At 53.6% G+C, this 15638-nt stretch carries 10 protein-coding genes; 9 read left to right on the forward strand and 1 reads right to left on the reverse strand.

The genetic code is table 11. The annotated features are described in order from the left end of the window. The first annotated feature begins 88 nt into the window (after positions 1 to 88). The 7 genes from W02_RS18565 (at position 89) to W02_RS18595 (ending at position 11423) form a co-directional block, all read left to right on the forward strand. Positions 89 to 844: a ZIP family metal transporter gene (locus W02_RS18565; RefSeq protein ID WP_173050457.1), complete on the forward strand. Its 756-nt coding sequence runs from the start codon at positions 89 to 91 to the stop codon at positions 842 to 844. A 446-nt stretch (positions 845 to 1290) separates the two neighbouring features. Further along, complete coding sequence (locus tag W02_RS18570; RefSeq protein WP_173050459.1) at positions 1291 to 1803, forward strand: hypothetical protein; 513 nt, start codon at positions 1291 to 1293, stop codon at positions 1801 to 1803. Positions 1804 to 2748: 945 nt separating this feature from the next. Beyond that, complete coding sequence (locus W02_RS18575; RefSeq protein ID WP_173050461.1) at positions 2749 to 3264, forward strand: RNA polymerase sigma factor; 516 nt, start codon at positions 2749 to 2751, stop codon at positions 3262 to 3264. Positions 3265 to 3353: 89 nt separating this feature from the next. Then, a complete protein-coding gene (locus tag W02_RS18580) occupies positions 3354 to 4355 on the forward strand; it encodes a FecR family protein (RefSeq protein WP_173050463.1) in 1002 nt (333 codons plus the stop codon). Positions 4356 to 4597: 242 nt separating this feature from the next. Beyond that, positions 4598 to 7006, forward strand: coding sequence for a TonB-dependent receptor (locus tag W02_RS18585; RefSeq protein WP_173050465.1), 2409 nt, complete (start codon positions 4598 to 4600; stop codon positions 7004 to 7006). Between the two features lie 198 nt (positions 7007 to 7204). Then, on the forward strand, positions 7205 to 8260 hold the full coding sequence (locus W02_RS18590; RefSeq protein ID WP_173050467.1) for an efflux RND transporter periplasmic adaptor subunit: 1056 nt from the start codon (positions 7205 to 7207) through the stop codon (positions 8258 to 8260). Between the two features lie 64 nt (positions 8261 to 8324). Continuing rightward, a complete protein-coding gene (locus W02_RS18595) occupies positions 8325 to 11423 on the forward strand; it encodes an efflux RND transporter permease subunit (RefSeq protein WP_173050469.1) in 3099 nt (1032 codons plus the stop codon). 196 nt (positions 11424 to 11619) lie between these two features. On the opposite strand, the gene W02_RS22275 is transcribed toward W02_RS18595, so the two are convergent. After that, positions 11620 to 11976, reverse strand: coding sequence for a DUF72 domain-containing protein (locus tag W02_RS22275; protein WP_370467947.1), 357 nt, complete (start codon positions 11974 to 11976; stop codon positions 11620 to 11622). Positions 11977 to 12113: 137 nt separating this feature from the next. Between W02_RS22275 and malQ the strand changes: the two genes are divergently transcribed. Both malQ and W02_RS18610 read left to right on the forward strand, forming a co-directional pair. After that, on the forward strand, positions 12114 to 14402 hold the full coding sequence (gene malQ, locus W02_RS18605) for a 4-alpha-glucanotransferase (protein WP_173050473.1): 2289 nt from the start codon (positions 12114 to 12116) through the stop codon (positions 14400 to 14402). 41 nt (positions 14403 to 14443) lie between these two features. Beyond that, complete coding sequence (locus W02_RS18610) at positions 14444 to 15598, forward strand: sensor histidine kinase (RefSeq protein ID WP_173050476.1); 1155 nt, start codon at positions 14444 to 14446, stop codon at positions 15596 to 15598. The last annotated feature ends 40 nt before the right edge of the window (positions 15599 to 15638 follow it).

Raw genomic sequence — 15638 nt, forward strand, 5'->3', positions numbered from 1 at the left:
GTGGGCGTGTCTCTGATCGTGTCAGCGTCAAGACGCGCATTAAGGGCACGATCTAAATGCTGGTCAACAAGTTCATGCGGGGTTGCCAATGATCGATCTCATCGGGTTAGGCTTCATTGCCGGTGTCATTCCCGTATATGCAGGGATCGTTGTAGCCCTAGTACTGGGTAAGGTATTGCCTCGCACCTGGGAAGGAGGCTTGATCGGGATCGCTACCGGCGTGCTCGTGTATTTGTTCTTTGATCTGATGCACGAATCAGTCGAGCTGACTGGTGCACGCGATCCGATCTCGTGGCTGGTATTTTTGGGCAGTCTGGGTATCAGTTTTGTCGGCCTCGTGGCCTTCGAGAGAAATCAAATGGTCGGAAGTCGTCGTGCTCCAAGTCGATGGGCCACCTTGCCGTATATGATTGCGATCGGCATGGGGTTGCATAATCTTGGAGAGGGACTGGCTATCGGGGCAAGTTATGCAAATGGGGAGTGGGTTTTGAGTGCACTGCTAGTGGCTGGTTTCGGTTTCCACAATGGAACAGAGGGATTTGGTATCGTCGGTGCTGCAGGCAAAAACTCTGTGACGGGCACCGATGCTCTTCTGTTGGGTTTAGTGGCCGGTGCCCCCACGTGTCTAGGCACCTTGTTAAGCGGGCAAGGATTATCACCGTATTTTACGATTCTGTTTTATACATTCGCCGCTGGATCGCTACTGTATGTCGTGTTCACTCTCACCGCAATGTCCTATACCGCAACTCGCCGGCTCCAAATGGCCTTTGGCGTCTTCATGGGCATCAGCCTCATGTATATCACCGCCATGGTTCTGACCCTCGTCGGCGGCATCAAGACGTAGGTTTCTCGCTTAAAAAAATAGTTCGGAAAACTGCTTGACACTACGCTCACTAAATGATATTGAGAATACATATCAAATAGTGATCGCTTGTGAGGCCAGCGGTCTCAAGGACCTGAGCCCAAGGTTAGAACGGTTATACCTTGGGCTTTCGTTTACTCAGGAATGCTTGGGACTCTGGCGCGATGGCGGTGAAGAGCATTTTACACGTGAAACCAATGGAGCATATCTATGATGCATCAAGCCAGATCTCGGGGAAGTGAATCATGCCAGCGATGCAGAGGATTGCTGGTGGTGGACAAGCGATTGGATTTCTATGGATCGCTACCTGCGTGGAAATGTGTGAATTGCGGATGGTGTTCGGAGGTACAGCATGCGCAGTCGAATCATTCGCACGCAACGGCAAGGGGAGCCTACAAATAAACGGATCCACTAAAGGAGAGACACGAATGAAACAGAACGGTTCATATGTGTTGAATTTTCGAGGGCCCGCATTGGTGGGGCAGCAACTGACGTTCGTACACGGGAAGCAGTTCGAAGGACGCACGATGGCATTGTGCTTTCTGCCGTATGCGGGTTTGATTGCTCCAGATAAGGCAGATCATGCGTCGGAACAGTTCGAGTTCGTGGGTACCACCCTCGTGATCGTTGTTTCGGGTGCATATCCCATGCATAGGCTATGGAGTCCTCATAGTGAAAAGCCCAGAACGACGATTTTGGCTGATCCTTGTGGCCGGCTTCATCGGTCGTTTGGCGTCATGGATTCGCAGCCGTCGTCTCGATGCCGGACCTTCCTGATCGATCGCGAGGGAATCCTCCGTCTCAGAGTGACTCATGATTTCATCGAACAGGATCTCGAGGCGATTCGGACCATCGCCGGTTTAAGCCACCACCCGTCGCTTCGCGGCAATGGAACCACAGAACCGGCTTGTAATGTCCATATGGAGTATTTGCCGGTGTAGCCGCGCCATTGCAAAGCCACGCGCATTACTTAATCAATGGAGGGGTACGATGCTCGGTCACGGTCAGGGCAAACTTGCGATGTGCGGATGCGGGAAATGTCATTTCACCTATGGATCCGTCACATTACATTTTGACAGGGAAGAGTTTCTCCTTTTCGCGGATTCCGTGGGGCGCTTGGGCGCTATGATCAGACAGGTCGGTCAGGAGCCGGCCGCGTCATGGCATCCCCCGAGTGCCAATACCTGTCACTAACTAGGGGACACGTCCGATGAAGATTCGTCATTGTCCACGCTGTCAGCGAAACAGCCTTTATCAGACCGGCGCATTCTGGGCTTGTGGAGTGTGCGGGTACGCCATCACTCAAAGTGCCTTACTGGTAGATGAGTCGAGGGGCAAGAGATCCCAACCTGGAAACTTGAATCCGAATCCCTAAGAAGAGGGGATGGCAGGAAGCACTTGATGGATAAATTGCGTTCACGTCTGAAAGACGAACTGGCAGTAGGCCTCAGTCTCGCGGCTGCGCTAGGAATGATCATCGGTGCAATCGCCACCATCTGGATCCGTAGCGTCGCGTCATGAGAACAGCCGATTCGTGCACATATACCCATTGCATCCAATCACTCGAGTGGCTTCAGACATACAGGACGATCACGCATGTGACTGGAGCAGTCGAAGGTCAAATTCTCAAAGTGCGAATCCCTCTTTCTGATAACACCCGTTGCCATGCCTCCGAGGTCTAGACTTTTGATCAGGTACAGACGTACAATCATCCACCACTGAGACTGTTTCTCAAAATCATGGTATGGTTGGAATGGTCACGTCGACAGGGCTTGCAGGTGGATACAGTCCAATGCAGTTGGAGAAGCAATTAGCATCAACGCGTGACGGGGGATGATTCAGTATCTTTTGGCATGACACCCCCGGATGCCAACGACTCTATAGCCATGAATCTAAGTTACGAAGACATCGAGCATCTCTTTCATGAACATCGATATGAAGTTACGCGTTCGCTCTACCGAATGGTGAGGTGTGAGCAAACGGCAGCGGATCTCACGCAGGAAACATTCATGCGATTAGTCAATTTGGCGCAAACCAGTTCGGTTATGTATCCGCGGGCGCTCTTATTCAAGACAGCCACCAACCTTGCTATCGACTACCTTCGGAAAGGCAAGTCTGAGCAACACAGTGGCGAAGCCCTTGAGCTCGCTTTGGAAGTTCCGTCCGGAGCCCCATCAGCGGAACGGACTATCCTGGACAAGCAACGGCTTCAGATTTTCTTGAACGCCATAAATACCCTGCCACAGCGCAGCCGCGAAGCATTTCTTCTTCATCGGGTGCATGACTGCTCGTATCGAGAAATCGCAACACGGTTGAACATTTCGGAAAGCGCGGTCGAAAAGTTGATCATGCGTGCGCTGCTGTACTGTAGGCGGGCTCTTCAAGAGCATGACACGGACTGAGGTGAGGGACTGGCACGTGGATTCGTCACAAGGATATACTCGGCCCCTTGGTGTCGTTCCGCGCAGTTTAAACCCGTCAGGCTGTCGTCATGTCGCCAGATTCCGATTCGCAGAAGTCTTCACGTCCTACGGACGACGACCATGCAATAGCTGAGGAAGCGGCCCGCTGGTTTGTCCGCCTTCGTGCTCAAGACATATCAACTGATGAGCGCCGAGCGTTTGAACGCTGGCGGGCGCAGCGTTCCCTTCACGATCGTGCCTACAGGGAGATCTGTGATCTTTGGAATGATGCTGCCTTCAACGCGGCCTCCATACAAAGCGAAGAAGAGGGATCTCATGCATCAAGCCGGTTTCCATTCAGAATCTGGCGTCGATCAAATTTCACCCGATATCTTGCAGCCGCGGCCATTGCAGGCCTGCTAATTGTTCTCGGGCTACAATTTGACCTCCCGCTCCTGTTTACAGCTGAATATCGGACGGCGACAGGGGACAGGCGCGTCATCTCTTTGCCCGATCAATCGCTTGTAACCCTTAATACCCACAGCGCCATTTCGACTGATTTTCTCCCGCATGAACGTCGCATCCATCTGCTGAGTGGAGAGGCGCACTTCAAAGTTCATTCCGACGAACGGCGGCCTTTCGTAGTCGACCACCATCATATCCATTCCCGCGCCGTCGGCACGTCCTTTGTGGTTCGGGAGGAGGCTCAGGGTATCCGCCTTACGGTTGCAGAAGGGGTCGTCGAGTTATCTCCACGGGAGGGCTCTTGGAACTCTTTGCAAGTAACGGCGGGTCAACAAGTACTTGTCGATCAGGATGGGCCAGGGCCGATACGGCCTGTGGACATACACGCCGTAACTGGATGGATGCGCGGACGGCTCGTTTTCGACAATGTGTCGTTAGAACAAGTCGTGACGGAGATCCGGCGCTATCACAATGGATTGATCATATTATGGAACCCGGCTCTGGCTAATATACGTGTCAGTGGCAGTTATAATCTCTCGGATACGACCGCCATTCTTACCACCCTTACACAAACCCTTCCGATTCATCTGACACGGCTCACAGACCGTCTAGTGATCCTTTTTTAAACAATCAGTAAAAATTTTCTCAAACCGGGTGAGGGAAAACTCTCTCAGGCCGTCATTAGAGGGCAATCCATTTTATTTTGTCTTGATTAGCTCTTTCATGTCGAACCGGGGGAGAGACTCCAATGGGAAGTCATGTTTCATATAGAACAGTCGTCATCATATTCTTATGTTTGGCTATGTCGATCATGCACGTCGCTTTGCCGGCATCAGCCCAATCCGCGGCGAATGCTAGGACAGGGGAGGTGGCTGCGACCACCTACGACATTCCTGCGCAGCCTCTGACCTCGGCCCTGAACGCGTTCGCGGAAACATCCGGTCTTCAGGTGAGTTTCCCTTCCGAGTTGGCAACCGGCGTCGATTCTCCGGGATTGAACGGCAGCTATACGCCGGCGGCGGCGCTCGACACACTTCTCGGAGGCACCGGACTCGGGTATCGGTACACGAATCCACACACAGTCACCCTGACCAATAAACAAACATCACAATTAATGCTGACGCAGGAACAGGATGCTCAAGGGGCCGTACAGGCCGATTCGCCTGCTCCTGCAGCCACGAAACCCGTCAAGGTGCCGGAAGTGATAGTCAAAGATGTCAGAGAACGAGACGATACCTATGTCAATGAGGATGCAAGCACGGCGACAAGACTTCCGGTTCCCATTCAGGACATGCCGAAGTCAATTGAAACGGTCACACGTCAGGTCATATCGGATCAGAGGGTGATTCGACTGGAAGATGCCCTCAGAAACGTCAGCGGTACATTTGCTCCAAACAACAATGGTGGGAGAGCGGCCGACTTCACAATACGTGGCTTCCAAAGCGGCTTGAACGTGTTCAAAAATGGCTTCCGCGACGATAGCACTTTCGGGGGCCGAGCGGCTAGAGACATCCTGAATCTGCAAAACGTGGAAGTAGTGAAAGGACCACCCTCCTATCTCTATGGCCGATCGGATCCGGGTGGTGTCATCAATCAAATTACCAAAGATCCTCTGAAGACCCCATATTATTCCGGGGAGATGATCATCGGCAGTTATGATCTCTATCGGCCGACCATGGACATCGGCGGTCCGATGAATGAGAGCAAGACACTTACCTACCGGTTAAACGCGCTGTACGAAACCGCTGGCTCCTATAGAGAGGGTGTGCGAAGTCAGCGCATCTTTATCGCGCCGACCTTAGGATGGGATATCGGATCACGCACCACTCTCCGGTTTGAGGGAGAATATCTTTATAACAATGCACCGATCGATCGGGGACTCGTTGCCTATGGAAATGGGGTTGCTCCAATTCCCATCGGCCGTTTTCTGGGGGATCCTAACAGGAAGCTTGAAGTCAATCAGGGGAAAGCGACTCTGATATTGATCCATCAGTTCAATGATATGTTCAAATATCGGAGCGCATTTCGTGCAGCGGTGTCAAAGCAACGATATTCAAGCCTTGAATCGAACTTTCTTGATGAAGCGACTGGAGACTTGAATCTTGCAAGGTACGAATTGCCCGGGCTGTTCCAAAGTCACTACTGGCAAAACGAAATCCATGGGAAATTTGCGACCGGCTCGATTAAACATACCGCGTTGATCGGAGTCGAGTTGGGCAGAGAAGCGACGACCCAACAGGCCGCCGGGGATTTTGGAACCAACTTAAGCTTCATCAATATTTTCAACCCCAATAGTCGTCTCTTTGTTGACGGTCCGATATCAAAGTTCAATGACTCATCTCAGACGAATAACATTTTGGGTGCGTATTTCGGCGATCAAATCGATCTCTTGGATAACCTGCATCTCCATGCGGGAGGCCGATTCGATCTATTCGAGCAGAAGTTGACGAATCGCCCCACTGATTTTTCGCCGAATCAAACGACTGACAGCCAAACAGACCGAGCTTTCAGTCCTTCGGTCGGCCTCTCGTACAATATTGTGAAACAAGTAGCTGTCTATGCCAACTGGACCACTTCCTTCGCCCCCCAAGTGGGAGGGTCGAGAAGCGTTGACGGCAATCTCTTCAGTCCAGAGCGTGGGCGTTCTTACGAGGGTGGTCTGAAGTTTCAGACCGCCGATCACCGGGTTCGTTCCACGTTAGCTGTGTTCGAAATCACAAAAAAGAATGTCTTAACAGCTGATCCAACACAGCCACCTGGATCTGGTTTCTCCGTAGCGACCGGCGAACAGCGGAGTAAGGGCGTGGAGTTTGACGTGGCCGGTCAAATACTGCCCGGGTGGGATGTGATCGGAAATTATGCGTATGTTGATGCACGGGTCACGCAGGATCCTCAATTCGTCGTTGGGAGCAGGCTTCCCAATGTCCCTCTCCATCAAGGAAGTCTCTGGACAACTTATTTCTTCCAGGAGGGGGTGGCCAAAGGTTTTGGAGCCGGGATTGGAATGTACGCCCAGGGGAAGCGCCAAGGGCTTCTCTCTTGTCAGGATCCGACATTGTGCCAGGCACCCTTTGACTTGCAGGGATTCGTGCGAATGGACGCAGCGCTCTATTATCGCAAGCCGGAATTTTTTAACAGAACCAATCTCCATGCCGCGATCAATTTCACCAACCTCCTTGATCAACGCTATTTCACAGGCGTAGGAAACTTCCGCGAAGTCGTCTACACTGGTGCGCCGTTGACGGTTATTGGGTCTATTAAACTGGAATTTAACTAAAGTAATCGAGACATGTATATCATCAGGTGGTCAAGGACCACCTAGCGCTCACTCACTTTATCTAGTAAACTTCCGCCAACTTGCCGCACCATCTAATGAATGATGGTGCGGTTCCTTGCTTTTCATACGTCTATACATAAATAGACATTGACTGCAATTCAGAATGCCTGGCGCATGGGCGCATCAGGGTGGCTTGCAATGACCTTCAAGCGCATCTTCCTGACTCTTGTATTACTAGGCCTCGCCGGTGTTCTTACGCTGAGGATCTGGGACAGGCCGGCCAGTGAGTCGGCTGTGCCTGCCGTCTCTGAGAGAACTGCTCTCGTCGACATTTCCCAAGTCACGCTAGGATCAGTCACCGAATCTATTCAGGCAGTCGGCACCCTTCAGGCTATCGCATCGATCATGATCAGACCTGAGATTGCGGGGTTAGTGCGTCGAATCCATTTTATCGACGGCCAGTTGATTGAGCGAATGGCCCCCATGGTCGAACTCGACCAAGAAGAACTGCAAGCGCAAGCCAATCAAGCCGTTGCTCAGGAGCGAATCGCTCAAGTCACGTTCGAACGGCTCAAACGATTGGCAGCGCAACAGACCACCATTGTACCTGCTCAACAGGTTGACGAGGCCCGTTTGGCACTTCAGGCTGCGGCCGCCAATAGTGTGCTGTATGCCACTCGACTCAAGAAGAGCATTCTCAGAGCCCCCTTCAGCGGGACCGTGGGGTTACGACGGGTATCCGTAGGGGATTATGTGCAGCCGGGACAGGACATCGTCAATCTTGAGGATCTGCATACCCTCCACGTTGATTTTAAAGTCCCGGAAATCTGGCTCAGCAGACTCTCTAATGATCAGTCCGTCCAAGTCACGACCGATGCGTTTCCCAGCCTGGTCTTTGAGGGACATGTCACCGCAATAGATCCCAGAGTCGACTCGGTGAACCGCACAGTTTCTGCCAGGGCCGCAGTGCCGAATCCTGACGGTAAACTTCGTCCGGGACTTTTTGCAACAGTCGGCGTCAAGTTGGGACAAGACGTTCATGCGCTACTGATTCCTGAGGAAGCGGTCTTCATGCAAAAGGACAAAGCCATGGTATTTCGCATTGAGGATAACATCGCGCGCCTCACCGAAGTTACTGTCGGAGTTCATGCGCAGGGTATGGTTCAGATTCGCAGCGGTCTGACCGAAGGAAGCTCCGTGGTTCGGACCGGGACGCATAAGATCCGCGATGGAATGCGTCTGGCTCTCAAGTGATTCGCCTTGTAGCACATGCCGCTCCCATTTCATTTATCCGATCTCCGCTTAAGGATAGCCTCGCATGAAACTGGCGACCGTCTCAATTCACCGACCGGTATTCGCGGTCGTCATGACCCTTCTTCTCGTGCTATTCGGCGTGCTCAGCTTTCTGCGTCTTTCTGTCAGAGAATATCCTGACATCAAACCCCCGGTCGTCCAAGTCCGCACAGTGTACCCAGGAGCCAGCGCATCCGTCATAGAGATTGATGTCACCACACCTCTGGAGGACGTCCTCAGCGGTATTCAAGGACTCAGGACGATTACTTCGAACAGCAGAGAAGAAGCGTCCACGATCACGCTGGAGTTCGAGATCGATCGGGATCTTGATGGGGCGACTAACGACGTTCGCGACAGAATTGGATCCATTCGGACCTCACTCCCGCTGGGGATTCTCGAGCCTGTCGTGTACAAAGCTGCAACCGATAGCAGTGAGGTGTTGTGGCTCGCTGTGGCCAGCGACCGGCATACGGAGCTTGAAATGACGGACATCGCCGACCGGTTCATCAGGCCAAGGCTTGTCATTATTCCAGGGGTTTCCAGCGTATTTCTTGACGGCGAACGTCGTTACGCCATGCGAGTGTGGCTCGATCCTGAACGACTGGCGGCGCGCCGGCTGACGGTGCAGGACGTGGAAGAGGCTCTGCGCGATCAGAACGCGTCGATTCCATCGGGACGCATCGAGAGTGACCGCGTCGAATTCGGTGTCTCGCTGAAGGGTACGCTGCACAATCCGGAAGAATTCGAAGCCATCATTGTCGCATACCGAAACGGATATCCCGTGCGCATGCGGGATATCGCACGTGTCGAATTGGGAGCGGAAGATACTAGAAAGCTTAGCCGGGTGAACGGAACCCCTTGCATCGGGGTTTCCGTCATGAAGCAGTCAAAAGCCAACGCGCTGACCGTTGCCAGGATTTTAAAGGAACGCCTTCCTGGAATCACTGAAACGCTGCCTGAGGGCATGACGCTCATCGTGGCGTGGGACAGTACGGCTTCTATTGAGCGGTCGCTCTATGAAGTGTATCTCGCGCTCGGAATGTCCTTAACGCTAGTGGTCCTTGTCATTTTTGGATTTTTGGGAAGCGGGCGGGCGACGATTGTTCCGGCCGTCGCGATTCCCGCTTCAATTATCGGGACATTCACAGTCATGGCATTGACCGGATGCTCGCTCAATGTCCTGACGTTGTTAGGTCTCGTGTTGGCCGTGGGACTCGTTGTCGACGATGCCATCATCGTGTTGGAAAACATCCATCGACGTATTATCGATGGAATGCCTCCGATGCAGGCGGCCGTAGAAGGTACGAAAGAAATAGGCTTCGCGGTATTGGCAACCACCATTGCACTCGTCACCGTATTCATTCCAATCGCCTTCTTGACCGGTATCGTCGGCCGATTATTTGCTGAGTTGGCCATCGCTGTAGCTTCGGCGGTCCTGCTCTCAGGATTTGTGGCACTGACACTGACGCCCATGATGTGCAGTCGATTACTGCGGGCGAATTCGCATGTCAGCGCCGCCCAGAGCTTCGGGGAACGGCTGATCGACCGGCTTCGGTTTGGCTATCGGGCGAAATTGATTCGTGCCATGGACACGAAAGTCACGGTCGTGATCATCGGGATCGGGGCGAGCCTTGCGAGCCTTGCCTTGCTGTTCCAACTGCCTTCGGAATTGGCGCCGGCAGAGGACGTCGGGTGGTTCGCTGGACATGTGACGGCACCCCAGGGGTCGTCGATTCGCTATACCGATACGTATGTGCGTGAACTCGAGAGCATGATCAAAGCCGTTCCAGAAGTGGAAATGATGTATACCGTTGTGGCGCGCGGCGAACGCCCGACGATCGTGAACAAAGCGGCAAGCTGGGTGACCTTGAAAGATTGGAGCGATCGCAGCCGGTCTCAACAAGAGATCGTTGCCAAACTGAATCAACACATTCCAGCGCTCACCGGCGTCAAAGCGTTTCTTTTGAATCCCGCCTCACTTAGCGATTGGTCGGAGAAACAGTCGATGCAAGTCGTCATCGGAGGTCTGGACTACCAAGAACTCGAGCGGACTGCCAGAACAATATTGAAAAAAATGGAGGACAATCCAGGATTTATTTCTCCGGAATTGGATCTTGCTCTCGATACTCCGCACATCGCCGTCGAGGCCTATCGGTCCAAATCTGCCGACTTAGGTGTTTCCGTATCGGTCATCGGCCGCACACTTGAGACACTCTTGAGCGGTCGCGCGGTGAATACATTTACGCAGAACGGACGACAGTATAAAGTGATCGCGAAAGTCGATGATCGACGTCGTGAGAGGCCTTCTGATATTAGCGGACTCTACGTGAGAGGCAATGGTGGGGAGTTAGTTCAATTAGACAATGTCGTGACCGTCAAGCAAGCTTCGGCTCCTGAATCGCTCAATCATGTGGATCGTATGCGCGCGGTCACTGTCAGCGCAGGGTTGAGGGACGGATTTGCCATGGGGCAGGCGCTGCAATACATGGATCGCATCGCAAAGGAAGTGCTGGCACCGGGCATGCGGACCAGTTATGCGGGCGAGGCCAAGGAATACGTTGAGAGTAATCGCAATCTATACGTCACGTTTGGGTTGGCACTCGCCGTGATCTATCTCGTGCTGTCCGCGCAATTCGAGAGCTTTCGTCACCCGGTTACGATTCTGCTCGCGGTACCTCCTGCTGTCATGGGAGCGCTTATGGCTCTGACGGCGATTGGGGGCACATTGACGATCTTCAGTCAGATCGGATTGGTCATTTTGATCGGCCTGGTGAGTAAGAATGCGATTCTCATCGTGGAGTTTGCCAATCAATTGAGGGATCAAGGCATGAACGTAAAGGAGGCTGTCGTAGAGGCAGCCAGTCTACGACTTCGTCCGATACTCATGACGACGGGAGCGACGATTCTTGGTGCCCTTCCGCTTGCGTTGGCGACCGGTGCAGGTGCGGCTGGTCGACGCCAAATCGGCATGGTCTTAATCGGCGGGTTGATCGTTTCGACCGTTGTGTCCCTGTTTCTGGTTCCCGCCGCCTACGCGATCGTATCCAGACCTTCACTGCGACCAACTGCCCAGCGAGCGTCCGAACGCATTGAGCCAGTTGGGCATGTTTCGCCGGGTATATGAGATATCAACAAGCCGCCTGATTCGTGGTCTCGACCATGGCTTGGATGGTCAAGGGGCTGCAGGCTTCCGGGTGAGCGCGCTTCCACTGCGTATTCAAATCCTGAAGGCAATTGGCCGAGAAAGCGGGCTGACAAGAAATAGCCCAGCCTCGATTCACCACTCTGAAACTCGAACAAGAACGGACCGAGTTTGGAGCCTAGACCTTCTTTGGACGTTCCAACACCAAATCACTTAAACGCACCCGCATCGAGGAAACGCGGTTTCGCGTTCCAGCCTTCGATCCATACCGTGGCAGATTCACATATGATGGAATAGTCAGTTCCTCCCACACCTTGGAACACAACCGAAAGTGGACTGGAACCTGACTGGCGTAATGAGTGAGTTGTACGACGTTGGCTGGATGATAAAAGAAGCGATCGATGCCTACCGTGTGAAAGAGGGGTGCACCACCGTGGGTTTGGCCGTCATCACAAAGCATATTCTGCGAGGGTATCCTGGCTGAATCGGCTTTTGTGATAGGGACGATGATAAACGAGTCCCTGCCAACCTTCATAGGCCCATGAACTTGTCCCAAATCTCACGGTTCCTGGAGGTGAGATCATATTTTGATATGTGGCATTGTCAGAAATCCCGAGCTAGAACAATGGGATACCTTGACTTGCTGGCGTTGATCACTCACACTCTGTGGTCATGTCGGAGCCTACCGAAGAATCACTACTTGCGGCGCTTGCTGAGCGGGTTGGCATCGCTAACCATTATCACGATATTGCCGGCACGTACCATGCGACAACTAACCAAACTAAGCGCGCATTACTGTCTGCAATGGGGTTTGCCGTTCAATCGGCTGCCGAACTCGTCCAGGCCATCAAAGCATGGGACGAAGCTCCGTGGCGTCGTCTATGCGATCCGGTTCGCATCATCCGTGCGGGATCCAAGGATCATCTTTCCTGCACTCTCCCTCTGGAAGACGGGAGAGAACGAGACATCGTGCTGCACTGGAGATTGTCGGATGAGACCGGTGCAATGGTGCGGCGCGGCCAGACGGGTCCGTCATTGGAAGCAGCCGAAGTTCGTTTTTTAGACGGCAGGCGCTACGTTCGAGTTGAGATTGCCCTTCCCGACGATGTGTCGATCGGGTATTACACGTTCTCAATCCAAGTTGAGGGAGCGATTGATGCACCGGTGAGTTCGATGCGGCTCATCGTCGCACCGGAGCAGTGCTATGTACCTCAGGAACTGGAACACCATTCTGTCTGGGGATTTGCACTGCAACTCTATTCTCTGTCTTCAGCGCGCAACTGGGGCTGCGGTGATTTCACGGATTTGAACAAAGTCGTTGAATGGGCTGCAAAACATCTCGGAGCTCACCTGATCGGACTCAATCCGCTCCACGCTCTCCGCAATACCTTCCCACATCACACCAGCCCGTACGCGCCGTTCAATCGGTTATATCTTAATGAGTTGTATATTGATCTCGAACGCCTGCCGGAGTTTTTCAGTTCTGAGGACGCGCGACGAGCCTTTGCCACGACAGAGTTTCAAGCTCAACTGAAGCTGTTACGAGATAGCCGACGAGTTGATTATGACTCGATTGCGTCAGCCAAGCGGACAATGCTGGACTTCGCCTACCGCCAATTTCTCAAAGAAAACTATCGCGGTGAGGAGCCCGAACTTGCGGCCCAGACCCCGCGGGCCAAGCTATTGGAGCGCTTTATCGAGACCGAAGGTGAGCCGTTAGAACTCTATGCCATTTTTCAGACATTGGAAGAAGAGCGGCGACTCATTCAATCCAAGATGACGATGTGGCAGGATTGGCCGGCTCAGTTCAGGTCCCCCGGGCAGGCTGCCCGAGAATACGGAAGACGTCACCGCAAACGTGTTCGCTTCTTCCAGTACATTCAGTGGGTGGCATCCGAACAGTTAAAAGAGACTCAACGTTTGGCAAAAGAATCAGGCATGGCGATTGGCTTATACAACGATTTGGCCTTGGGCGCGGAGCGAAACGGGGCGGAGTCCTGGATGTATCAGCGGTTTCTCATCCACGATGCCGACTGTGGCGCTCCTCCCGATGCATTTGCGCCGGAAGGACAAAACTGGGGAATGGCGCCCTGGAATCCCATTGCGCTCAAGGAGAGTGGATACGAACCGATCATTCGTTTGCTGCGAAACAATCTCCGATTCGGAGGGGCTATCCGTTTGGATCATGTCATGGCGTTGGCCCGGCTCTTCTGGATTCCCCGCGACAGGGCTGCATCGGAAGGCACGTACGTTCACTATCCATTCCAGGACTTGCTCGCGATTGTGGCGTTGGAAAGCGCGCGCGCAAAAAATCTCGTCATCGGCGAGGATCTTGGCACGGTTCCCGACTACGTGAGAGAGCAGTTGGCTAAAAGCCGCATCTTTTCCTATCGTGTGCTCTACTTTGAGCGCCATGAGGACGGCGCGTTGAAGGGGCCGGAGGAATTTCCTGAACAGTCTCTTGCTGTCGTCACGACCCATGATCTGCCTACGCTGACAGGATTTTGGTCGGGAGAAGACTTACGCGTGCGTGCCGGTCTCAGCGCAGTTCCGGATGACGCATCCAAGCAACAGGCATGGGATGAGCGACAACGTGACAAAGGACATCTACTCTGTGCGCTCAAAAAGGAGTTGTTGTTGCCCCCCGGCATGACGGAGGATCCGTCCTCGGTGCCGCTCATGACACCTGCGCTGTGTCAGGCCCTTCATCTCTATCTGGCTCGAACATCCTCTTTGCTCGTCCTGGCGAATTTGGAAGACGCTCTGGAGGAGTTGTCTCAAACCAATCTGCCGGGAACCGTGGAAGCCCATCCGAATTGGACACGGAAATATGCGGTTTCGGTCGATGGGTTCCTCGGCGATCCAAGGCTTCGTGACTTGGCCGCTGTCTTGCGTTCCGCCCGCCGCTACGATAAGAGTTCGCATGATTCCACGGCCTCGGCTGGCCGTCTTGAGCCTTAATCCAGGGCTCGCGCCGTTTCCGATATCGCGCCACAATATTTATGGCGAATCAGAATAGAATTCTGCTGGCCATTTCCGGAACGGTGTTCCTCGCCATTGTGATCCTCGAAACCGTCGCCCCGGCGAATATCGTATGGGCCTATGCGTTTGTCTTGCCGATTCTTCTCGTCGCGACGATGCGCAGTCGTGCGCTTATGGTGTTCACCGTCCTTGCCTGCGTAGGCGCCACGTATTTGGGTCTCATGCAACCGACCAAACCCGGACGTTTTCAGGCAGCGGTCATCAATCGATCGGTCGTGGCCGGTGTGTTGGTGGTCGTGGCGTATATCGGGATGACAAGGGAGGAACGGAAGGCACGAGAGGAGACTGCGAGGGTCGCTCTTGCCCAGCAGACGGAAAGTTTGCTTCGAGCGAATTCACTGTTGGTTGAAGCCAAGGATCAACTCAATCGGTCAGAGCGTCTCGCCGCTGTCGGCCAGCTCGTGGCCTCGGTCGCTCATGAAGTCGGCACCCCGTTGCACTCGATCGCCTGGCATGTCCAAGCTCTCGCGGAAGAGCCTCAGGCGACACCAGACATGAAAAAGCGAATCACGATTATCGATGAGCAGCTGAATCGAGTGGTCCGGATCATCCAAGATTTATTGTCTTCGACGAGGCAAAGAAAGCCCGAGCCGTCATGGATGTCGGTTGAGCGCGTGATTAGTCCGGCAACCGCCCTCATGGAGCCAGCCTTTCATGCGAAGGGAGTGACTTTGCGGACGGATCTGGCGATCGGAGTTCCTTTGGTATGGGCTGATGCGGAAAAGGTGCATCAGGTCCTCGTCAACCTGTTGACCAATGCGTTGGCCGCGACTGCCCAGTACGGATCGGTGACGGTTCGCGTCGGAGGTCGTTCGACGTCTCCCGACGAACTAGAAGCCGGACGTCGCTTCGCGTCTGACATGTCCCCTATGATGGTCACTGTTGCTGTGCGCGATACCGGCGTTGGAATGCCAAAAGAAGATGTTCGAAAAGCGTTTCAACCATTTTTTACGACGAAAGAGGTTGGAAAGGGGACTGGGCTGGGATTGTTCCTGAGCCGAGAAACCGTGGCGGCGCATGGAGGCAGCCTCACGTTGGAAAGTGAAGCTGGTCACGGGACAACGGTGACCATTGCCTTATTGGGGAAAATGCCCCAGCCACCAGCCGTCTTGTAAAAATCCGACGTCGCCTTGTCTCGTCTCCCGCTGTTATAAC

It is taken from the genome of Nitrospira sp. KM1, assembly GCF_011405515.1.
GTDB lineage: Bacteria > Nitrospirota > Nitrospiria > Nitrospirales > Nitrospiraceae > Nitrospira_C.

What these genes read in the sequence shown, in the direction of transcription:
- W02_RS18590 (WP_173050467.1), top strand. Translation starts at nt 7,205, where the DNA reads ATGACCTTCAAGCGCATCTTCCTGACTCTTGTATTACTAGGCCTCGCC.
- W02_RS18580 (WP_173050463.1), top strand. Translation starts at nt 3,354, where the DNA reads ATGTCGCCAGATTCCGATTCGCAGAAGTCTTCACGTCCTACGGACGAC.
- W02_RS18610 (WP_173050476.1), top strand. Translation starts at nt 14,444, where the DNA reads ATGGCGAATCAGAATAGAATTCTGCTGGCCATTTCCGGAACGGTGTTC.
- malQ (WP_173050473.1), top strand. Translation starts at nt 12,114, where the DNA reads ATGTCGGAGCCTACCGAAGAATCACTACTTGCGGCGCTTGCTGAGCGG.
- W02_RS18565 (WP_173050457.1), top strand. Translation starts at nt 89, where the DNA reads ATGATCGATCTCATCGGGTTAGGCTTCATTGCCGGTGTCATTCCCGTA.
- W02_RS18575 (WP_173050461.1), top strand. Translation starts at nt 2,749, where the DNA reads ATGAATCTAAGTTACGAAGACATCGAGCATCTCTTTCATGAACATCGA.
- W02_RS18570 (WP_173050459.1), top strand. Translation starts at nt 1,291, where the DNA reads ATGAAACAGAACGGTTCATATGTGTTGAATTTTCGAGGGCCCGCATTG.
- W02_RS22275 (WP_370467947.1), bottom strand. Translation starts at nt 11,976, where the DNA reads ATGAAGGTTGGCAGGGACTCGTTTATCATCGTCCCTATCACAAAAGCC.
- W02_RS18595 (WP_173050469.1), top strand. Translation starts at nt 8,325, where the DNA reads ATGAAACTGGCGACCGTCTCAATTCACCGACCGGTATTCGCGGTCGTC.